This is a genomic window from Propionivibrio pelophilus DSM 12018, from assembly GCF_059569095.1.
Genome location: NZ_JCANUT010000001.1, coordinates 78,436 through 97,867 on the forward strand (window position 1 = coordinate 78,436; position 19,432 = coordinate 97,867).

Consider the following 19,432-nt stretch of genomic DNA (forward strand, 5'->3'; position numbering starts at 1 on the left):
TCCTTGATCCACGCCCGGGGCGCCCTCGCCGACATGTCCGAATCCGACCATTCACAGATTTTCCTTGGCCGCCAGCCGATCCTCGGGCGCGAACAGCAGCTGCTGGCCTACGAATTGCTGTTCCGCGACGGCCCGATCCTTACCGCCAATCGCGCCGAAATCGTCGATCCGTCGCAAGCTACGGCCACGGTCATCGCCAACGCGTTCACCGAACTCAGCGCCAACGAAGCTCTTGGCCCCTACCGCGGCTACATCAACGTCGATCAGGAGTTCCTGTTCAACGACCTGATCGAAGCCCTGCCGCCCAAGGTCGTCGTCCTGGAAATACTGGAAACCGTCGAGCCAACCCCCGAAGTGATCGCCCGCTGCCGGCAGCTGCGCGACAAGGGCTTTTCGCTGGCCATCGACGACGTCGTCGAAATCACCGAGGCGGCCCGCCCGCTGCTCGAACTGGCTGACATCATCAAGGTCGACGTGCTCGGTCTCGAAACGGAAAAGCTCACCGTGCTGGCCCAGCAACTCAAGCCGTTCGGCAAGAAGCTGCTCGCCGAAAAGGTCGAGTCGGCGGAGCAGGTCGAACTCTGCAAGCGTCTTGGTTTCCACTTGTTCCAGGGGTACTACTTCGCCAAACCGGCGCTCATCGTCGGCAAGAAACTCAACCCGTCGCAACTGGCGTTGCTGCGCCTGCTGGCACTCGTTCTGCAGGATGCCGACACCAGCCAGATCGAAAACGCCTTCAAGGTCGAGCCGGGGCTGACGGTCAACATGCTGCGACTGACCAATTCGGTCAGCAACGGCTTGAGCACGCGCATCACCTCGCTGCGCCACGCCATCACCATCCTCGGCCGCCGGCAGCTGCAGCGCTGGCTGCAGCTGTTGGTCTATACCAACCCGAAAGGCGGCAGCCAGGGCGACAACCCACTGCTGCAACTCGCCGCGACGCGCGGACGGCTGCTGGAGCTGCTTTCCGACCGACTCCTGCCGCGCAACCGGGAATTTGCCGATCAGGGCTTCATGGTCGGGATCATGTCGTTGATGCCCGCCCTGCTCGGCGTCACGATGGAGGAAATCCTCACGCATCTGCCGGTGGTGCAGCGCGTCAGGCTGGCCCTCGTCGAGCAGACCGGTCAGCACGGTCAGCTGCTGCAACTGGCCATCGCTACCGAACAGACCGATCCGCAGGTGCTCGAGGACGCGCTGCAGCGCGTCCCGGCCATCGGACTCGATTTCCTCAACGATTGCCTCGCCCAGGCCCTGTTCTGGGCCAACAACCTCGGGCGCGAAAAGGCCGACGATATCTGAGCATGAACGAATCCGGCCTCAACGATACCTACCTCAGCCGCCAGCCGATCCTCGACCTGCAGGAGGAACTGGTGGGTTACGAACTGCGACTGCACCTCTCCGGAGACGCTGTTTCCGGCAAAAAGGACAAGGAAAACGCCGCGCTGCTGATCTGCTCGGCCTACGCCGAACTCGGCATCCGCAGCGCACTGGGGCGACAACGGGCTTTTCTTCGCATCGATCAGGACTTCCTGCACGACGACGCTATCGAGGCCTTGCCGGCCGACTGCGTCGTGCTGCAGATCGCACCTGACCGCGTACCCGACGAAAGTACGCTGGAACGCTGCCGCACCCTGCGCGACCGGCGTTATTCGCTCGCGCTTATCGACTACACCGGGCTCGACGAATGCAGCGCGCCGCTGCTGACAATAGTCGACCAGATCGGGATCGACGTTCGCAAAAAAAGCGCGCAGCAGCTCCTCGAACTCGCCGGCCCGCTCAAACATCTGCCGCTGAAGCTGCTGGCCCAGCGGGTGGAAACGCAGGAAGCGCTCCGGCAAAGCCGGGAGGCGGGCTTCCTGCTGTTCCAGGGGCACTACTTCGCCCGCCCGGAGATCGTCAGCGGTCGCCGCCTCTCGGCCTCGCAGGCGACGCTCATTGAACTGATCAACCTTGCCAACCGCGACGCCGACACGGTCAAGCTCGAAGAACGCATCAAGCACGACGCCGCTGTGGCGGTCAACTTGTTGAGCATCGTCAACTCGGTCGGTTTCGGAATGACTAGGCGCATCAGCTCGCTGCGTCATGCCATCACGATTCTCGGGCGACGCCAGCTGCAACGCTGGCTGCAACTTCTACTGATGACGCCGGCCGGCAAGGCGCCGGACCCGAGCCGCATTCCGCTGCTTCAGGTCGCCGCCCTGCGCGGGCGGATGCTCGAACTGCTCGTCGGCCACCTGCGCCCGCGCGACGCCACCCTGGCCGGCCAAGCCTTCATCACCGGCATCATGTCGATGATGCCGGCGGCGCTCGGCCTGCCGATGGATGAAATCTTCGAGCAGATCGCCCTCGAACATGAGATCGTCGCTGCCTTGCAGGCCTACCAGGGAATCCTCGGCAAGGTACTGGCGCTAATCGAATGTTACGATGCGGAAGACATCCACGGCTGTGACGAGATCCTGGCCGGTTTCCTCGGCTCCGGGCTGGATCGCCACATGCTCAACAATTGCCTGACGGATTCACTGCGCTGGATCAACGGCAACAACGAAATTGACCAACCACCTCACTGAAAGTCCATGCAGAACATCCTGATCACCGGCGGTGCCGGCTACATCGGCTCGCACACCTGCGTCGAACTGCTGGCGGCCGGCTATGACCTGGTCGTCATCGACAATTTCTCCAACAGCAAGCCGGACGTACTGCGCCGGGTCGAGCAGATCAGCGGCCGGACACTCTCCTTCGAGGAAGTCGACATCCGCGATCGCGGCGCCCTGCGCGACGTCTTCCGCCACCACGCCATCGATGCAGTCATCCATTTCGCCGGGCTCAAGGCCGTCGGTGAATCCGTATCGCAACCGCTGCGCTACTACGACAACAATATCTCCGGAAGCATCGCGCTGTTCGAGGTGATGGCCGAGTCCGGCGTCAAGACGCTGGTCTTCTCCTCCTCGGCGACGGTCTACGGCGACCCGCACAGCGTCCCGATCCGCGAGGATTTTCCGCTTTCCGCGACCAATCCGTACGGCCGCTCGAAGCTGATGCTCGAAGAAATCCTGCGCGACCTGTCGCGCTCCGACGAAACCTGGCAAATCGCCTTGCTGCGCTACTTCAACCCGGTCGGTGCACACGACTCCGGGATCATCGGCGAGGACCCGAACGGCATTCCGAACAACCTGATGCCCTATATCACCCAGGTCGCGGTCGGCAAGCTGCCGGAACTCTCCGTCTTCGGCAACGACTACCCGACGCCCGACGGCACAGGCGTGCGCGACTACATCCACGTCGTCGACCTCGCGCGCGGACACCTGGCGGCACTGAGGGCGATCGACGGCAAATCCGGCGTCACGACGGTCAACCTCGGAACCGGCCAGGGCTACAGCGTGCTCGACGTCGTCCGCGCTTTCGAAAAGGCCAGCGGCCGGCCGATCCCCTACCGGATCGTCGAACGCCGCCCCGGCGACGTCGCCCAATGCTACGCCGACCCGGCGCTGGCAGACCAGCTGCTCGGTTGGCGCGCCGAGAAAGACCTCGACGCCATGTGCCGCGATTCCTGGCGCTGGCAGGAGTGGGCCGCGTCCCACAAGCCCTGACCTTAACCGTAAATATTCCCCCCCCCACCCAATGGAGACAAGCATGAAAATCGTAGTCCTCGACGGCGCAACCCTGAACCCCGGCGACCTGACCTGGGATGCCCTGGCCCGCGAAGGCCAGCTGACCGTGCATGACCGCACGCCGCCAGAACTCGTCATCGAGCGCATCGGCGACGCCGAGATCATCTTCACCAACAAGACGGTACTCACCCGCGAGATCATCGCCGCCTGCCCGAGCGTGCGCTTCATCGGCCTGCTGGCCACCGGCTACAACGTCGTCGACATCGCCGCCGCGCGTGAAAAAGGCATCGACGTCTGCAACATCCCGACCTACGGCACCCAGTCGGTCGCCCAGTTCGCCGCCGCGCTAATGCTCGAACTGTGCCACCGCGTAGGCCGCCACGCCGACGACGTGCGCACCGGCAACTGGGGGAAATGCGTCGATTTCTGCTACTGGCTCAACCCGCTGACTGAACTCGACGGCAAGACGCTCGGACTGATCGGCTGCGGGCGCATCGGCCAGGCGTTCGCGCGCATCGCCCAGGCGTTCGGGATGAAGGTCGTGGTCTACGACAAGATGGTCAACCCGACACTGGAGAGCGACACACTGAAATTCGTCACGCTCGACGAGCTGTACGCCGCGGCCGACGTGATCAGCCTGCACTGCCCGCTGTTCCCCGAGACCCAGGGCATGATCAACAAAGAAGCCATCGCCCGCATGAAGCCGGGCGTGATGCTGATCAACACCTCGCGCGGCCCCTTGATCAACGAACAGGATCTCGCTGACGCGCTGGCCGCCGGCCGCGTCGCCGGTGCGGGGGTGGACGTGCTCTCCTGCGAACCACCGAAGCCGGACAATCCCCTTCTCTCCGCCCCCAACTGCATCGTCACCCCGCACATTGCCTGGGCGACGAAGGAGGCGCGGGAACGCCTGATGGGAATCGCGGTCGACAACGTCATCGCATTCAAGAAAGGGACGCCACAGAACGTGGTGAACTGACAGCCATGAAACTCTCCTTCTTCGGCGCGGCCGGCGAAGTCACCGGTTCGTGCTATCTCGTGGAAACCGGCCGGACCCGGTTCCTGGTCGATTGCGGCATGTTCCAGGGCGGCCCGGAGGCCCGGGCCAAGAACCTGGGTGCGCTGAAGTTCAGCAGCGACGTGCGGAACATCGACTTCGTCCTGCTGACCCACGCGCACATCGACCACTCCGGCCTGCTCCCGCGCCTCGCCGTGCTCGGCTACAGGGGACCGATCTACGCCACGCCGGCGAGCATCGACCTCCTCGGCGTGCTGCTCCCGGACAGCGCGCACATCCAGGAGAAGGAGACGGAGTGGCAACTGCGTCACCGCCGCCGCAAGGGCAAGACCGACCGAGGCGTGCAGGCACCGCTCTACACCGTTGCCGAAGCCCAGACCGTGCTCCGGCTGCTCCGGCCGGCGCGCTACGGTGAGACCGTTTCACCGGCGGAGAACATCAGCGTCCGCTTCCACGACGCCGGACACATCCTCGGCTCGGCTTGGCTGGAGGTCACCATCGATGAGGGAGGGCAACCCCGCCGTCTGGTCTTTTCCGGCGACCTCGGGATGCACAGCCGGCCCGTGCTGCGCGACCCGGAAAAAGTGATTCCCGAAGCCGACGTCCTGCTCGTCGAATCGACCTACGGCAACCGCCAGCACCGCTCGATGCCGGAGACCGAAGACGAAATCGTCGACGCCTTCGAGCGCACCCGCGCCACCCACGGCAACCTGATCATTCCGTCCTTCGCCGTCGGGCGTACGCAGGAGATCCTCTACATCCTGGCCGATCTGGTGCGACGTGGACGCATTTCGCCGCTGAAGGTCTATGTCGACTCGCCGATGGCCAACGAGGCGACGCGCATCACCCTGGCCCACGACGAGCTGCTTGATGCCGAAACCCGCGAGCTGATCGCCTGGCAGGAAGCACACCCCGAGAAGATGCGTGTCGAGTTCGTCGCCGACGTCGAGCGCTCCAAGGAACTGAACGCGATGCGCGAAGGCGCGGTGATCATCTCGGCCAGCGGCATGTGCGAAGCCGGCCGGATCAAGTACCACCTGCGCGAGAACCTGCCGCGCAGCGAATGCAGCATCCTGATCGCCGGTTTCCAGGCGGGCGGAACGCTGGGGCGCCGGCTCGTCGATGGCGCGCGCATCGTCAAGATCTTTGGCGAGACGATTCCTGTGCGCGCACGTATCTACACCGTCGGCGGCCTTTCCGCACACGCCGACCAGGGCGCGCTGCTCAACTGGCTGCGCGGCTTCCACAAACCGCCACGGATGACCTTCATCACCCACGGCGAGTCGTCGGCCGCAGAAGTCTTCGCCACGGTCCTTCACGACCAACTGGGCTGGAAGAGCGTGCATCGCCCGGTTCGCGGTGAGAGTTTCGAAATTTAGCCGCCAAGGAAACTGTCACCCGGAATAGTTGTCTGAGTTCGCAAGCGACCGGTGTTCTTCGTCAACTTTCAATGCGAAGCCGGTCGTCCCGATCGATGAACCCCGCAGCAGGAGATCATCATGGAACTGGACGAACTCAACGTATTGCTCGCCCTCGCGGCCGCAGCGCCTTATGCCGCGGAAGCCGCCTACCGCTCGCTGAAGCGTTCCGGCGCCGGCAAGTCGGTCGTCCGTTTTCTGCAGAGCCAGTTCACCCAGATCCAGCATTGAGCGGAAGCCGCGTCCGGGGACTTCAGGTCGAACACGCTTTCATCGGCCTGCAACATTTCTCTCGGACAATCCGCCCCACGTCAATAATCGAATCATTGGAGCAATGCACAAACTCGACCACTATGTCGGCCGCATCGTGCGGCTGAAGGATCAGGCCTATCAGCAACTCGTCCGCCGCGGACGGCGCTTTGTCGAAGATCAGGAAAACTGTTTCCTCGTCGCCTCCGTTGACCGGCAATTGAGTCGCCTGATCTGCTACGGCGCGGACCGGCGCATCGATGTCGGGCCGGCAGACATCGTCCTGGTCTGAACAACCCGCGCCAGCCCCCGACCCCCTCCGTCAGAACTCGCGTTCCCGCCTCGCCCACAGGCGTGGATCGCCCCGTTCGACCCGGAATGCCATCACGCCAATCACGCGACCGTCCTGCGTCCCGACCGAAAGACGCCACTCACCGGGCTGCGGATTGAGCACCCACGAATAGCCGCGAAAGCCGAGCTCCCGGCCGCCTGTGCTGCGAAAACGGTTGCGGTAGACCAGTTGCCAGCCATCATCGCCGAACATTTCCCAGCGGTGCTCCAGATATGCCGTCACCCCGAGCGGCGCGAATACCGCCGTCACTCCGTAGAGACGCCCGCCCTCCTCGACATGCACCGTTGCCGCCTGGTTCCGCCAGAACTGCCCGCGGGACGGCTGTTCGACGGTCAGCAGGAAGCGTCCATCGGTCTGCACGAAATCGTGGCCAACCGCCAGGTCGCGGCTGACCAGCGGCACCGGCGCGATCATCCCGAGATTCCAGGCTGCCAGCAGCGAGACGGCGACACCCCACGCCGGCCCGATCCGCCCCGGTCGCCCGGGCGCGAGCCAATACAACACCGTCGCGGTCATCGCCCCGGCCAGCGTCGACGCGTAGAACCAGCGCTGATCGAGGCTGCCGGAGAGGTGCGGCAGGACGAAGTTCAGTAGCAGGATGGCGTTCAGCGCAAACAGCGCCCAGGTCAGGGTGAAACGCCTTCCGTAGCGGTCGCCGGCGAACTCGTTGGCGACCAGCAGGCCGCCGAGGGCCACCGCGGTGAGCCACGCGCCGAAATGCCCCGAGCTCTTGAAGTACAGGATGAACAACGCGGAGAAGATACTGCCGTAAAAGAACTGCACGAGCAGGTACGGCGCCTGCCAGCGAAAGCGCGCAACGTGCCCTTTCAAGTCGGCGGCAGGCAAGGGCGGTTCCTTCTCGCGCGCGTCACGCCAGGCCAGCCACAGGATGAACACCGCAGCCCCTGTCAGATACGCGCCCAGTTGCCAGAAATCGAACGCCCTGACGCGCTTCCCGAGCGTCAAGGCATCGACGATGAAGCCGCCGAAAAAGGCGGCCACCGGGTAGAGGCGGCGAAAGATCTTCACGTTTCCGGGACAAAATCGATGGAGACGCCAATCTTAACGTTGACCAGAGGCGCAAAAAACGCTCTCGCAAATGCCGTCCGCTCGATCGGTGCCTGCAGCAGAAGAAATACTGGCATATGACAATATTCACACCTTTCAGCGGTATCATCTCGCAAGCAACTCATCAACCCGGCCGATCGTAGGAGGTACCCCGTGCTTGCCAATCTCTCGCTAAAAAACCGACTCTGGCTGCTCGGAATCGCTGCCGCGCTAGGCATGTCGATTCTCGCCATTTCGTCCGTCCTCTTCACGACCAGCAGCGAAGCCCTTCTCGTCAAGTTCGTCGATGAACGGATCGCGACTCGTCACGCGGCAACCCTGGCCTACGCCAACGGACTGCAGAAAGGGCAGGCCATCCGGAACATCCTGCTGGACCCGGGCAAGCAAACGGCCTACGACAACTTCAGCAAGGCCGCGGGAATCTTCTCCCACGAAGTCGACACACTCATCCCTCTCCTGACAGCGGCGGGAACCACTCAGGAAATCGCCAGCCGCCTCAAACGCAACGTCGATGAATGGCAGCCGCTACAGCAGAAGGTCATCACGCTGGTCAAGGCGGGTAACCTGGACGAATCAAAGACACTGCTGGTCGCCGAAGAAACCCCTGCCTGGCGGAAAGTTCGCGACGACCTGCTCGAAATCGGAAAAATCGCCGAGGCAGCTGCCACAACGGATCGCGCGGCACTGGTTGCCGGGCTTGAGCGCGCTCGCACGCTGGCCATCACACTCGCTATCGCCAGCGTGTTGATCGTCGCCGGGATCATCGTCTTCATCGGCCGCAGCATCTACCGCCAGGTTGGCGGAGAACCGGCCGAGGCCGCCGCCGCCTTGAGCCGGATCGCTCAAGGCGACCTGACCGAGTCGCTGCCTGTGCTTCAGGGAGACCGCAAGAGCATCGTCGCAGCGATGCAAACGATGCAGACACAAATCCGTCAGCTCATTGCCGACACGGCCCGGAGCGCCGATGCCGTCGTCGACGAGAGCGAAGCGATACTGGCAGATGCCTCCCGGCTGGCGCAAACAGCGGAGGAGCAGAGTGCCGCGACATCGGCGATCGCTGCCGCCGTCGAGGAATTCACGGTCAGCATCGGTGTCATGTCCGAAACCGCCAACGACGCGGGAACACTCTCCGCAGACTCGAAGCAGCAGGCACACGACGGCCTGGACACGGCATCGAACGCTACCCGCATCATCCAGTACCTGGCATCGGGCATGGCGGACGCCGCTGCAACCATGGAGGAACTGTCCGGCAAGGTGTCGAACATCACCGGAATAGTGCAGACGATCCGCGACATCGCCGACCAGACCAACCTTCTCGCGCTCAACGCCGCGATCGAGGCCGCGCGTGCCGGCGAGGCGGGCAGAGGATTTGCCGTCGTCGCCGACGAAGTACGCAAGCTGGCCGAACTGACGGCAAAATCGACCCAGGAGATTTCGAGCATCGTTGATGGCGTGCGCCAGACCAACGACGCCGCGTTCGCCACCATATCGCATGCCAAGGCACAGGCAGTGGACGGCGCCAGCTGCACGGAGGAAATCCGCACGGCCGTCGCCCGGATGAACGACGCTTCGATCCGGGTCAGTGAAGCGATTGAGACGATCGCCAACTCCCTGCGCGAGCAGTCGGCAACCAGTACCGATATCGCCCAGCGCGTCGAACTGATCGCGCAGGGGATCGACCAGACGCACAGCGCTTCCAGCGAATCGCGCCGCCGCTCCGACCTGCTGGTCAATCTCTCGCGCAACCTGAAGGAAAGCGTACGCCGTTTCCGCGTATGAACCCATTTCAACCCACGACAAAACGCCATGAATGACACCATCAGCATCACCCTCATCGTCGACAACGAGGCCCCGGCCGGAATGGTGGCCGAACACGGCTTCGCCGCCTGGATCGATACCAAGGAAGAATGCTTTCTCTTCGACACCGGCCAGGGCGCGGCGCTCATCCCCAACGCCAAGGTGCTCGGGTTCGACCTCGACCGGGCCAGCGCCCTCATCCTCAGCCACGGCCACTACGACCACACCGGCGCCCTCCCGGAGTTCCTGGCCGCCAACCGGCATGCGCCGGTGATCCACGGACCGGGCGCGACGATCCGCCGCTTCAGTTGTCATCCGGAACAAGCCCCGCGGCAGATCGGCATGGCCGATGCGGTGCTGCAAGCAATCGAACAACTGCCGCCGGAACGGCACACCGTGCTCGACGCGCCGCGCCACCTGCGGCCGGGTATCGGCATCACTGGCCCCGTTCCTCGCGATTCAGCGTTCGAGGATACCGGCGGTCCCTTTTATCTGGACGCCGACAAGGCGCAGCCCGACCTGATCGAGGATGACCTATCACTTTGGTTCGAGACCACCGAAGGCCTGGTCATCCTTACCGGTTGCTGCCACTCAGGTCTCGTCAACACGGTGCGCCACGCACAGCGGATCAGCCGCCTTACCCGCATCCACGGCATCATCGGCGGCCTGCACTTGCTCAACGCCGGGCCCGAGCGACTGCACGCCACCCTCGAATTCCTCCACGAATGCGCACCGGATTTCCTGCTGCCCTGCCACTGTACCGGGGCGCACGTCATTGAGCGGCTGCGGACGGAATTCGGCGAGACAGTGGTCAAGGCCGGCGGTGCGGGGCAGATGATCGAAATCGGCAGTCTGCGGTGAAAACACCGATAAGTGAGAACAATGGAATATACAAATAAAACAATATGCTGATACTATCACCCCCCCGGAACGTCACCGCGGATCAATCCAACCAACAATCAAAAGGGAGTCTCCATGTCGTTCGGTATCGGCTCGCGCTTGCGCCTCACCACCGGCGCAATGTTGTTTTCACTCTTCTGCGCCCTGGCGGCGGGCTATTACATTCTCGCCTCGCAAGCCGGCGTGATCAGTCAATTGATCGACTATGAGATGGCCCTGTTAACCCAGTACCGCTCGATGTCTGAAGAAGGCTTGCAATGCCAGTCGGCGATCCGCGGCGTACTGCTCGAAAAAGGCGACCAGAAGGCGATTGACAACCTGCGCAAGGGACAAGAGGCTTTCCGCAACGCAATCGCCCAGGCGCGCTCCCTGCACCGCTCCGATGACGGCGGCGAGCAGATAACGGAAGCTTTCAAGAAGCAACTCGACCAGATCATCGCCATCGACGACCAGATCGTCGAGACGTATCGCCAAGGCGACTTCGAGAGAGCCCTGGCGATGCAGATCAATGATCGCACCGTCATCTGGCGCGACCTGAAAAAGAAGATCGCCGAACGGCAGCAGGTTATCGACGCAGAAGTCGGCGGGCTGGTCAAGGACGCTAGGCAACGCGCCGATCTCCAGAAGCTGCTGCTCGCCGCGTGTGCCGTCATCGGCATTGCGCTGTTCGTGTTCAGCTTGCTTACCGGACGCCGAATCGTCCGCGAAGCGCACCAATTGCGCGACGACGTCATCCTCCTGACGAAGAACCGCGATCTCTCGCACCCGCTACCGGCCGTCAAGCTGGCCGAACTGGCGGGAATCCGGCAAGCCGTTGCCCAGCTGGTTCTGGACCTGCGCCACATGCTCGGAGAGTTGCACGAGCATTCGACCGGGATCGACTCCATTTCGCAGACGCTCGACCATGACAGTCGAACCCTGGCCGGAAACAGTCAGCAACAGAGCGTGCAGGCCGAATCGATTGCAACCAACACTGAGCAGACCAGCGTCGCCACGGAAGGCGTAGCCCAGAAAGCTGAGGAAGCCCGCCGCATCGCCACGCAAGCCCTCGATAACGCACGCGACGGGAGCGAAGCGGTGCAAGAGGTCATGGCATCCATCGGCCAGATCGGTCAGTCCGTACAGGAATCGTCGATCAGTATCGGCGAACTCGGCGAACTGTCCGGGCGCATCGGCGGCATCGTGGACACCATCCGGGAAATCGCCGACCAGACCAATCTGCTGGCGCTCAACGCGGCAATCGAAGCGGCACGTGCTGGCGAGGCCGGGCGCGGCTTCGCCGTCGTCGCCGACGAGGTTCGCAAGCTGGCTGAACGCACGGCCGCCTCAACGCACGAAATCGCCGGGCTGATCGGAAAAATCCAGGAATCCTCGGGCCAGGTCGTCGGCTCGATGACCCGGACTCGCGAGGTATCGGAACAAGGCCAGACGGTGTCGGCACGCATCGAAAGCAGTCTTGGCACCCTGCTGGGCAGCATCGAGAACGTATCGGGGGCCATGCACGAGATTGCGGCATTCACCAAGGAGCAATACACCGCGGTGCATGACATCGCCGTCGGCGTCGGCACCCTCGCGGAGTCGGTCGAGGTCACCAACGGTCAGTCCGGAAACCTGTCCGCGCTGTCCGGGCAACTGGTCACCACGGCCGGCAAGCTCAGGGCACTCGGCGGACTTTACCGGGCCTGAGCCGGAAAGGCGGTCGCGTTTAGCGCGCCCGCCCGTTTTTTTTCTCCCGCCAAGACCAGAAAGCCACCCCAGGCAAGGGAGGGTGGCAGGACCGCCTCCAGCCCCAGCGCGAACACCGACCCGGACGGCGAGAACACCGCGCTGCGCAGGCGAACATTCCTCACCGGCAATCCTGCAACGCTGTCGCGCAGTTCTTCCGGCGTCACCCAATAAGCGCCACGATAGGCGCCGCTGCCGCCATTCCGGCCCTTTTCACGCCACAGGAGACTGCGCCGGTTGAGCATGCCGATGGCAAAGCGTCCACGGCTGACGCGAACAATCTCGCCGACCGCACGGCGCCAGTCGGCGGTGAAACACAGCGCCGCGATCGACACGACGCCATCGAAACTGCTGTCGGCAAACGGCAGCGTCAGCGCGTCGCCCTCGATGTAGTTGGAGGCGGCATCACGTTCGCGGGCATAGGCCAGCCATTCGGCGTTGATGTCCACACCGGTCACCTGCAAGCCGTGCAGCTGAGCCATTCGCCGCGTGAACCATCCGGTACCGCAGCCGACGTCGAGCAATGACTCGCCCTGGCGCGGTTCCACCGCCTGTTGCAACAGGCGGTACTCCGCATCGCCGATCCAGCGCCCGCGCGGGGTGTCATACCAAGCATCGTAATCAGCTGCGTTCATCCCGCCCCCCCATTCTTCGAGGATTGTCAGAAAGTGAGCACCCGCTCGCTGTCGACGACCCAGTCGGCGAGCACCTGCATCGTCGACTTCTCCGCGCCGGCGTAATACGGCTGGTTCTTGTGGATGCCGCAACGCGCCATGCACGTGCCGCAGACCTGCACCGAGACGCCGCGGGCGATCAGATCCTTGAGCATCTGCTTCAGATCCTGGTCGTACCCCGGCGGCGGAACGCACACTTCGCGCGCCATATCGACGGCGTCGTTCATCAGGAAGATGCGCACCTCGTGCCCACCGTCGACCAGTTTCCCGGCCAGGCGCAGGCCGTTCCAGGTCACGTCGGTGCCGTCGTACGGTTCATGGTTGAAGACGAGCAGGATTTTCACGGCTTTCTCCTTCTGGTGGGTTAAAGCGAAATCATTCACGGCGACATCCGGCGCGCGGCGATCCAGGTAATTCCGAGCGCCGCCAGCGGAATCCCGAGCGCCAGTCCGACATTCCCGAGTTTTTCCGGCGCCAACAACAGCAACGCGCCGAGGCCGAGCATCATCAGGCCGGACAGTAACTTGAGCAAGCGTCCCTCGCGTTGGCTGAGCTTGCGCGCGCCCATGGTGCGCACGAAGGCGATGACGATCGCCAGCAGGGGCAGCACGTAGATCACGTTGTACAGCGCGAGATAGAGATAGTGCTGCGCCACGCCGCCGCCCTGCAGCGTCAGCAGGCGGGTGAACACCATCGGGAAGCCGGCCGTGCACAGCAGTTCGTAGAAATTGGCGGAAACGGCAAGGACGACCGTCGCGACCAGCATCGCCGGCAGGCTTTCGGCGGCCAGCAAACGGCGGGCGCGCTGGAAGATCGTCGCCTTGCCGCTGTCGGAGATCGAGAGCGAGATCCCCTCGCGGAAGCGCACGAAGTCCTTGACGTTGACCGCGCCCATCAGCAGCGCCAGCAGCCCGGCCGCGCCAGTCACCCACGGCAGACTGCCGAGCACGAGGAACAGGTTAAGCCAGGCGGCCATGAAGGCGAAGTACATCAGCCCGGAAAAGGCCACGAAAACACCGCCGATCAGCGCCATCCGCTGGTGATCCGACTGATGCACGAGCAGCGAGAGTAGAAAGAGCAGCACAAAGAACGCGCAGGGATTGAAGGCATCCATGCCGGCGATCAGCACCGTCAGCAGCGGCAAAGACAGACTGGCTGGATCGACTTCGCCGAGCAGCGGCAGGCGAAGGGGGGCCGTGCCGGAATCCGCTGCCGTTCCATGTTGCGCCCGGCACGCTTCCAGCCGGCCGAGCAGCTTCGCCATGCCGGCCTCGCTGCTGTCCAGTCCGACCTCCATCCGCCCGCAATAGATCAGCGTCGGCACGGCGCGCGCCTCGCCGCCAACCTGACCGGCGAGTTCTACGAAGCGGTCGACGTTTTCCCGATGCGCGTTCAACTCATGGTCATGCAGCCTGATCCAGGTGTTCCGCGCCGCGAGATCGAGCAGGCGCGGATGCGCTTCGAGGCAATGCGGGCAGCCTTTCGACCAGAACAGGTAGAGATGGACCTGCGCGCCGTCCCCGCCAGGCTCAGCCCACACCGGCTCCACAGCCCCGGCCAGAAGCGGGAGCCAGGAGAGGATGAGGACACAGAGCCACTTGCGCATGACACCTCCGGGGAGCCTTTCTTTACTCTAGCATAGCCGCCGGCGCGGCCACGATCGCCGTCTCGTCGAGCCCAGGCAACATCTCGGCGAGACGCAGCGCCTTGCCATCGATCAGCGCCGTCGCCACCTTCTTGCGCGCCAGTGTAACGATCTTGCCGAAGGTCTGCCGCGAAATGCCCATCTGACAGGCCGCATCGGCGTGATACAAGCCTTCGAGATCAGCAAGGCGCAGCGCCTCGATTTCGTCCGGCGCGAGCACTACTTCGTCAAGCGCGTCGGGCGACACGCAATGCGGCTTGAACAGGCCGACCACCGGACGGCAGCAGACGCGGCGGCACTTGGGCGGTCGCCCGATCATGCTGACGCGAGCTTGCGCTGCATCAGGGCGGCGACCTGCTCCGGCGTCATCGCCCCGAGATCCTTCCCGGCCACGTCGCGCACCGACACCGTGCCCTCGCTGCGCTCACGCTCGCCGGCGACGAGCAGGTACGGCACGCGCTGCAGCGTGTGTTCGCGCACCTTGTAGCCGACCTTCTCGTTGCGCAGGTCAGCCACCGCCCGCACGCCGGAGCGCTTGAGCGCGTCGACGGTGGCGCGCACGTAGTCGGCCTGCGCGTCGGTGACGCCGAAGACGACGGCCTGCACCGGCGCCAGCCAGGCCGGGAAGGTGCCGGCGTAGTGCTCGATCAGGATGCCGGTGAAGCGTTCGAGCGAGCCGAACAGCGCGCGATGCAGCATCACGGGGCGCACGCGCTGGCCGGCCTCGTCGATGTAGGCGATGTCGAACCGTTCGGGCAGGTTGAGATCGACCTGCAGCGTGCCGCACTGCCAGTCGCGGCCGATCGCGTCGCGCAGGACGAATTCGAGCTTCGGCCCGTAGAAGGCGCCCTCGCCGGGGTTGGTCGTATAGGCCAGCCCCATCGCGTCGAGCGACGACGAAAGCGCATGTTCGAGCACGTCCCAGGTTTCGTCACTGCCGATGCGGTTGGCCGGGCGTGTCGATAGCTTGATCGCCACCTCGCTGAAGCCGAAGTCGCGGTAGATGTCGAGGATCAGCCGGACAACCGTCTCGCACTCGGGCTGCATTTGCGTGGTGGTGCAGAAGATGTGCGCGTCGTCCTGCGTGAAGTGGCGTACACGCAACAGGCCGTGCAGAGATCCGGACGGTTCGTAGCGGTGCACCTTGCCGAACTCGGCCATGCGAATCGGCAGGTCGCGGTAGCTCTTCAGGCCGTTGGCGAAAATGGCCACGCCGCCCGGGCAGTTCATCGGCTTCAGCGCGAAGGTGCGGCCGTCCTCGGTCTCGGTGGTAAACATGTGGTCGCGGTAGTTGGCCCAGTGGCCGGAAAGCTCCCACAGCGAACGGTCCATCACGTCCGGCGTATTCACTTCCTCGTAGCCGGCGTCGAACTGGCGCTGACGCATGTAGGCGATGAGCTGCTGGAACAGCGTCCAGCCCTTGCTGTGCCAGAACACCGAACCCGGCGCGCATTCGTCGAAGTGGAAGAGGTCGAGCTGCGTTCCCAGCTTGCGGTGATCACGCTTCGCCGCCTCCTCCAGCCGGGTGAGATAAGCCTTCAGGCTTTTCTCGTCCGTCCAGCAGGTGCCGTAGATGCGCTGCAGCATCGCGTTCTTCGAGTCGCCGCGCCAGTAGGCGCCGGCCACCTTCATCAGCTTGAAGGCCTTGAGCTTGCCGGTCGACGGCACGTGCGGGCCGCGGCAAAGATCGACGAAGTCGCCCTGGCGGTAGAACGAAACGACGGCGTCGGCCGGCAGGTCGCGGATGATCTCGCACTTGTATTTCTCTCCGAGTGATTCGAACAGGCGAACGGCCTCTTCGCGCGGCACTTCGCTGCGCTCCAGCGGAATGTCGGCGCGCGCCAGTTCGCGCATCCGCTCCTCGATCTGCGCGAGGTCTTCCGGCGTGAAGGGACGCGAATAGGCGAAGTCGTAGTAGAAGCCGTCCTCGATCGTCGGGCCGATGGTGACCTGCGCCTCCGGGTAGAGTTGCTTGACGGCCATCGCCATCAGGTGCGCGCAGGAGTGACGCAGGAGGTCGAGTGCCTCCGGATCGCGCTCGGTGATCAGCGCGACGCGCGCGTCGGAATCAATCACGGCGGACAGGTCGCTCAGGCGGTCGTCGATGCGCGCCGCCAGTGCGTTGCGCGCCAGGCCGGCGCCAATGTCCTGGGCAATGGAAAAGGCGCTCAGCGGCGCCGGAAAACTGCGTTGCGCCCCGTCGGGCAAGGTGATTACAGGCATGTCGATCTCTCTCGCTTCGCGCCGACCGGCACCGGGAACGGACGAGGACGATCGTCCGAATCACGGCGGCCTCGGCAAGGCGCACAATTCAAAGTAAAACTGTTGGTTTCAGGAACAATGCTCGACGGTTCGAGTCGTTCGGTTCGGCCCTCTATAATATGGCATATGCTACAAAATTGACACCCAGGACCAATCCGGACACTTCAATACCGGGCCACTCGCGTGTCACTTTCGCCGCCGAATCCCCCGCTTCCAGAGCAGTCCGGCCACGAAGACGCCCGCCGCGCACAGGACGATGGTCGCCCCGGCCGGCGAGTCGGTCTCGAACGCGACGCCAAGGCCAGCGACGATCACCACGGCGGAAAGCAGCGTTGCGCCGATCATCAACCGCGCCAGCGATCGGGAAAACAGCAGGACGGTCGCCGCGGGCAGGGTAAACAGGGCCATGACCAGCACCAGTCCGACAGCCTGAATCAGCACGACCACGGCCATAGCGACAACAACCATCAGCCCGAGATAAAGCGCCGTCGTCGGCACACCGCGCAGCCGCGCGAATTCCTCGTCGTGCAGCGTTGCCACCAAGGGCCGGTAGAAGACACATAGCAAGCCGAGCATCAGCGCATCGAGCAAGGCCATCGCGATGACCTGCTCGCGGGTCACCATCAGCAGGTTACCGAGCAGATAGCTCATCAGATCGGTGCTGTAGCCCGGCGTGTGGGCGATGGCGATGATTCCGACAGCCATGCCGACAGCCCAGATGGCACCGATCAGCATGTCTTCGCGCTGACGCGCCTTGAGGCTGATCCAGCCGATCAGCAGCGCGGCGAGCACGGCGGCGACGGCCGCGCCGATGATCGGCACGCCGCCGAGGAGATAGGCCAGCCCCATCCCGCCAAGCACCGTATGCGCAATGCCGCCGGCCAGGAAGGAGATGCGCTTGACGACGACGATGCTGCCGACCACGCCACACCCGACGGCCGAGGCCAGCCCCGCCGCCAGTGCAACCTGCAGGAATCCTTGCTGAAAAAGCGCCTCGATGAAATTCATGGTGACACGGTCTCGTGCAGATGATCGACCAGACGCAAGGGCATGCCATAGACCTCCTCGAGTACGCCCGGCTGCAGAGGCGGCGCCGAATGGCAGACCAGCCGGCGATTGAGGCAGGCGACGCTGTCGACATGGCGGGAAACCAGCCCGATATCGTGCGAAACGACGAGGATGCTCAACCGCGTGCGCAGTTCCGCCAGGCGGGCGAACAGGTTCTGCTCGGCGCGGGTATCCACGCTCGCGGTCGGCTCATCGAGGACCAGCAGCTCGGGTTCGGTCGCCAATGCCCGCGCCAGCAATGCGCGCTGCAGTTGTCCTCCGGACAGGCTGCCGATTGGACGGTCGGCAAGGTCGGCGATGCCGGTATCCGCCAGCGAAGCCTCGGCAACGCGGAAATCCTCGCGCTCCAGCCGGCGCCACCATGCGCGCTTCCCCAACCGCCCCTGCAGGACCAGCTCGCGTACGCTGATCGGCATGTCGCGTTCGAAAAGGGCGAATTGCGGAACATAGCCGATCCGCCGGGCCGCCTCCTGCGGTTTTTTTCCCAGCACGGTGACGCGCCCCGATTGCGGCTCCAGCAAGCCGAGAACCAGTCGCACGAAGGTGCTTTTCCCCCCGCCGTTCGGACCGACCAGCGCGAGAAAGGAACCGCGCTCGAAGCGCATCGAGATGTTTTCGAGAGCGAGCGTTTCGCCGTAGCCGAAGCTGACTTTGGCGAACTCGACAGCAGGCGTATCCGGTCTCATAGCATGGCGTCGGCCAGCGCTCCGACGACCGCGCGGGTGTTCCCGACAAAGTCTTCGGCGAGCGGGTCAATATCGACGACCCTCCCGCCGATTTCCCGGGCCACGGCCGCGGCGGCCGTCTTTGAAAACTGTTTCTGCACGAATACGACACGGACCTTCTCCCGCCGTGCTGCTTCGATGATTCGCGCCAGCGTCTGCGGGCCGGGCTCTTTCCCCTCCACTTCAATCGCCATCTGCAGCAACCCATAGGCCCGCGCGAAGTAGCCCCATGCGGGATGGAAAACCATGAAGCGTCGTTCCTTTTTCCCGGCCAGTTGCTGCCGGATGTCGGCGTCCAGCCGATCGAGATCGGCGGCGAAGCTTGCATAGCCGGCCTCGAACGTGGCGCGATCGGACGGACGCAGCTCGATGAGCGCATCACGAATCACCGCCGCCTGCTGTTTGACGAGTGGCGGCGCCGTCCAGATATGCGGGTCGAGGCGACCGCCGGATTTCCCATCGGGATCGATCGGTTGCAGGGCAATCCCCTCCCGCGTGTCGACGATTTTGAGATTCGCGGCGACACGCTGAATCCGCGGCAGCCACTTCTCCTCAAACTGGACCCCGATCCGGAAAAACGCCGCCGAACGTGCCAGCGCATTCATCTGCTGTGGTGTCGGCTCGTAGTTGCCGGGGTTCATCCCCGGGCGGACCATCACCTCGACTTTCACCCCATTGCCCGCCACCCGCTCGACAAAGTACTTCTGCGGCAGGATGCTGACGAACACCTCCAAGGGCGCTGCCCAGGACAGCGACGCGAGGGTACCGAGCAGGCAGGCGACAGCCTGCCGTACAACGCGGGGCGACAAAAACGACAAAGCAAACATGACGATTTCCCGATAGTAGTGCAGATGCAACAATATTGCATCTACACTACTGATGCAACTTTGTTGCAAAAAAATCCTGAGAACCGGTTGCAT

At 63.9% G+C, this 19,432-nt stretch carries 19 protein-coding genes; 10 read left to right on the plus strand and 9 right to left on the minus strand.

Features of this window, described 5'->3' with window-relative positions; translation table 11 throughout:
• The first annotated feature begins 3 nt into the window (after window positions 1-3).
• The 7 genes from BO74_RS00425 (at window position 4) to BO74_RS00455 (ending at window position 6,588) form a co-directional block, all read left to right on the plus strand.
• Entirely contained in the window at window positions 4-1,302 is a 1,299-nt protein-coding gene (locus tag BO74_RS00425) for an EAL and HDOD domain-containing protein (protein ID WP_496439208.1), read from the plus strand.
• Between the two features lie 2 nt (window positions 1,303-1,304).
• Window positions 1,305-2,570 carry an EAL and HDOD domain-containing protein gene (locus BO74_RS00430; protein WP_496439209.1) on the plus strand — a complete coding sequence of 422 codons (1,266 nt, stop codon included), beginning with the start codon at window positions 1,305-1,307 and terminating at the stop codon, window positions 2,568-2,570.
• A gap of 6 nt (window positions 2,571-2,576) precedes the next feature.
• On the plus strand, window positions 2,577-3,590 hold the full coding sequence (gene galE / locus BO74_RS00435) for a UDP-glucose 4-epimerase GalE (protein WP_496439210.1): 1,014 nt from the start codon (window positions 2,577-2,579) through the stop codon (window positions 3,588-3,590).
• Between the two features lie 43 nt (window positions 3,591-3,633).
• Window positions 3,634-4,590 carry a D-2-hydroxyacid dehydrogenase gene (locus BO74_RS00440; RefSeq protein WP_496439212.1) on the plus strand — a complete coding sequence of 319 codons (957 nt, stop codon included), beginning with the start codon at window positions 3,634-3,636 and terminating at the stop codon, window positions 4,588-4,590.
• A 5-nt stretch (window positions 4,591-4,595) separates the two neighbouring features.
• The gene (locus BO74_RS00445) at window positions 4,596-6,008 is read left to right on the plus strand and encodes an MBL fold metallo-hydrolase RNA specificity domain-containing protein (protein WP_496439213.1); all 1,413 of its coding nucleotides are present in this window, start codon (window positions 4,596-4,598) and stop codon (window positions 6,006-6,008) included.
• Window positions 6,009-6,128: 120 nt separating this feature from the next.
• On the plus strand, window positions 6,129-6,278 hold the full coding sequence (locus tag BO74_RS00450) for a hypothetical protein (protein ID WP_496439215.1): 150 nt from the start codon (window positions 6,129-6,131) through the stop codon (window positions 6,276-6,278).
• Between the two features lie 103 nt (window positions 6,279-6,381).
• Window positions 6,382-6,588 carry a hypothetical protein gene (locus tag BO74_RS00455; RefSeq protein WP_496439216.1) on the plus strand — a complete coding sequence of 69 codons (207 nt, stop codon included), beginning with the start codon at window positions 6,382-6,384 and terminating at the stop codon, window positions 6,586-6,588.
• Window positions 6,589-6,618: 30 nt separating this feature from the next.
• Here the strand turns inward: BO74_RS00455 and BO74_RS00460 are convergent, their stop codons facing one another.
• Window positions 6,619-7,677: a DUF2914 domain-containing protein gene (locus BO74_RS00460; RefSeq protein ID WP_496439218.1), complete on the minus strand. Its 1,059-nt coding sequence runs from the start codon at window positions 7,675-7,677 to the stop codon at window positions 6,619-6,621.
• 192 nt (window positions 7,678-7,869) lie between these two features.
• Between BO74_RS00460 and BO74_RS00465 the strand changes: the two genes are divergently transcribed.
• The 3 genes from BO74_RS00465 to BO74_RS00475 all read left to right on the plus strand — a co-directional run bounded on the left by BO74_RS00465 (window position 7,870) and on the right by BO74_RS00475 (window position 12,099).
• Window positions 7,870-9,495: a methyl-accepting chemotaxis protein gene (locus BO74_RS00465; RefSeq protein ID WP_496439219.1), complete on the plus strand. Its 1,626-nt coding sequence runs from the start codon at window positions 7,870-7,872 to the stop codon at window positions 9,493-9,495.
• A gap of 27 nt (window positions 9,496-9,522) precedes the next feature.
• Complete coding sequence (locus BO74_RS00470; RefSeq protein ID WP_496439220.1) at window positions 9,523-10,374, plus strand: MBL fold metallo-hydrolase; 852 nt, start codon at window positions 9,523-9,525, stop codon at window positions 10,372-10,374.
• A 114-nt stretch (window positions 10,375-10,488) separates the two neighbouring features.
• Window positions 10,489-12,099 carry a methyl-accepting chemotaxis protein gene (locus BO74_RS00475; RefSeq protein ID WP_496439221.1) on the plus strand — a complete coding sequence of 537 codons (1,611 nt, stop codon included), beginning with the start codon at window positions 10,489-10,491 and terminating at the stop codon, window positions 12,097-12,099.
• Here BO74_RS00475 and BO74_RS00480 read toward each other — a convergent pair.
• The 8 genes from BO74_RS00480 to BO74_RS00515 form a co-directional block, all read right to left on the minus strand.
• Window positions 12,087-12,773 carry a class I SAM-dependent methyltransferase gene (locus BO74_RS00480; protein ID WP_496439222.1) on the minus strand — a complete coding sequence of 229 codons (687 nt, stop codon included), beginning with the start codon at window positions 12,771-12,773 and terminating at the stop codon, window positions 12,087-12,089. The genes BO74_RS00475 and BO74_RS00480 overlap by 13 nt on opposite strands.
• A 26-nt stretch (window positions 12,774-12,799) precedes the next feature.
• A complete protein-coding gene (locus tag BO74_RS00485) occupies window positions 12,800-13,156 on the minus strand; it encodes a DsrE/DsrF/TusD sulfur relay family protein (protein WP_496439224.1) in 357 nt (118 codons plus the stop codon).
• A 35-nt stretch (window positions 13,157-13,191) separates the two neighbouring features.
• The gene (locus tag BO74_RS00490) at window positions 13,192-14,418 is read right to left on the minus strand and encodes a YbbN family protein (protein WP_496439225.1); all 1,227 of its coding nucleotides are present in this window, start codon (window positions 14,416-14,418) and stop codon (window positions 13,192-13,194) included.
• Between the two features lie 22 nt (window positions 14,419-14,440).
• Entirely contained in the window at window positions 14,441-14,776 is a 336-nt protein-coding gene (locus tag BO74_RS00495) for a DUF134 domain-containing protein (protein WP_496439227.1), read from the minus strand.
• A complete protein-coding gene (gene thrS, locus BO74_RS00500; protein ID WP_496439228.1) occupies window positions 14,773-16,680 on the minus strand; it encodes a threonine--tRNA ligase in 1,908 nt (635 codons plus the stop codon). The genes BO74_RS00495 and thrS overlap by 4 nt, the downstream gene beginning before the upstream one ends.
• 225 nt (window positions 16,681-16,905) lie before the next feature.
• Window positions 16,906-17,727 (minus strand): metal ABC transporter permease, encoded by an 822-nt coding sequence (locus BO74_RS00505; protein ID WP_496439230.1) that lies wholly within the window; start codon window positions 17,725-17,727, stop codon window positions 16,906-16,908.
• The gene (locus BO74_RS00510) at window positions 17,724-18,473 is read right to left on the minus strand and encodes a metal ABC transporter ATP-binding protein (RefSeq protein ID WP_496439232.1); all 750 of its coding nucleotides are present in this window, start codon (window positions 18,471-18,473) and stop codon (window positions 17,724-17,726) included. Before BO74_RS00510 ends, BO74_RS00505 begins: the two co-directional genes overlap by 4 nt.
• On the minus strand, window positions 18,470-19,432 hold the full coding sequence (locus BO74_RS00515) for a metal ABC transporter solute-binding protein, Zn/Mn family (RefSeq protein ID WP_496439234.1): 963 nt from the start codon (window positions 19,430-19,432) through the stop codon (window positions 18,470-18,472). The genes BO74_RS00510 and BO74_RS00515 overlap by 4 nt, the downstream gene beginning before the upstream one ends.

Bases quoted from the DNA above. Each gene is read 5' to 3' on its own strand.
- galE (WP_496439210.1), top strand. From the start codon at position 2,577: ATGCAGAACATCCTGATCACCGGCGGTGCCGGCTACATCGGCTCGCAC.
- BO74_RS00470 (WP_496439220.1), top strand. From the start codon at position 9,523: ATGAATGACACCATCAGCATCACCCTCATCGTCGACAACGAGGCCCCG.
- BO74_RS00430 (WP_496439209.1), top strand. From the start codon at position 1,305: ATGAACGAATCCGGCCTCAACGATACCTACCTCAGCCGCCAGCCGATC.
- BO74_RS00505 (WP_496439230.1), bottom strand. From the start codon at position 17,727: ATGAATTTCATCGAGGCGCTTTTTCAGCAAGGATTCCTGCAGGTTGCA.
- BO74_RS00495 (WP_496439227.1), bottom strand. From the start codon at position 14,776: ATGATCGGGCGACCGCCCAAGTGCCGCCGCGTCTGCTGCCGTCCGGTG.
- BO74_RS00515 (WP_496439234.1), bottom strand. From the start codon at position 19,432: ATGCAACCGGTTCTCAGGATTTTTTTGCAACAAAGTTGCATCAGTAGT.
- BO74_RS00490 (WP_496439225.1), bottom strand. From the start codon at position 14,418: ATGCGCAAGTGGCTCTGTGTCCTCATCCTCTCCTGGCTCCCGCTTCTG.
- BO74_RS00480 (WP_496439222.1), bottom strand. From the start codon at position 12,773: ATGAACGCAGCTGATTACGATGCTTGGTATGACACCCCGCGCGGGCGC.
- thrS (WP_496439228.1), bottom strand. From the start codon at position 16,680: ATGCCTGTAATCACCTTGCCCGACGGGGCGCAACGCAGTTTTCCGGCG.
- BO74_RS00450 (WP_496439215.1), top strand. From the start codon at position 6,129: ATGGAACTGGACGAACTCAACGTATTGCTCGCCCTCGCGGCCGCAGCG.
- BO74_RS00455 (WP_496439216.1), top strand. From the start codon at position 6,382: ATGCACAAACTCGACCACTATGTCGGCCGCATCGTGCGGCTGAAGGAT.
- BO74_RS00510 (WP_496439232.1), bottom strand. From the start codon at position 18,473: ATGAGACCGGATACGCCTGCTGTCGAGTTCGCCAAAGTCAGCTTCGGC.
- BO74_RS00475 (WP_496439221.1), top strand. From the start codon at position 10,489: ATGTCGTTCGGTATCGGCTCGCGCTTGCGCCTCACCACCGGCGCAATG.
- BO74_RS00445 (WP_496439213.1), top strand. From the start codon at position 4,596: ATGAAACTCTCCTTCTTCGGCGCGGCCGGCGAAGTCACCGGTTCGTGC.
- BO74_RS00440 (WP_496439212.1), top strand. From the start codon at position 3,634: ATGAAAATCGTAGTCCTCGACGGCGCAACCCTGAACCCCGGCGACCTG.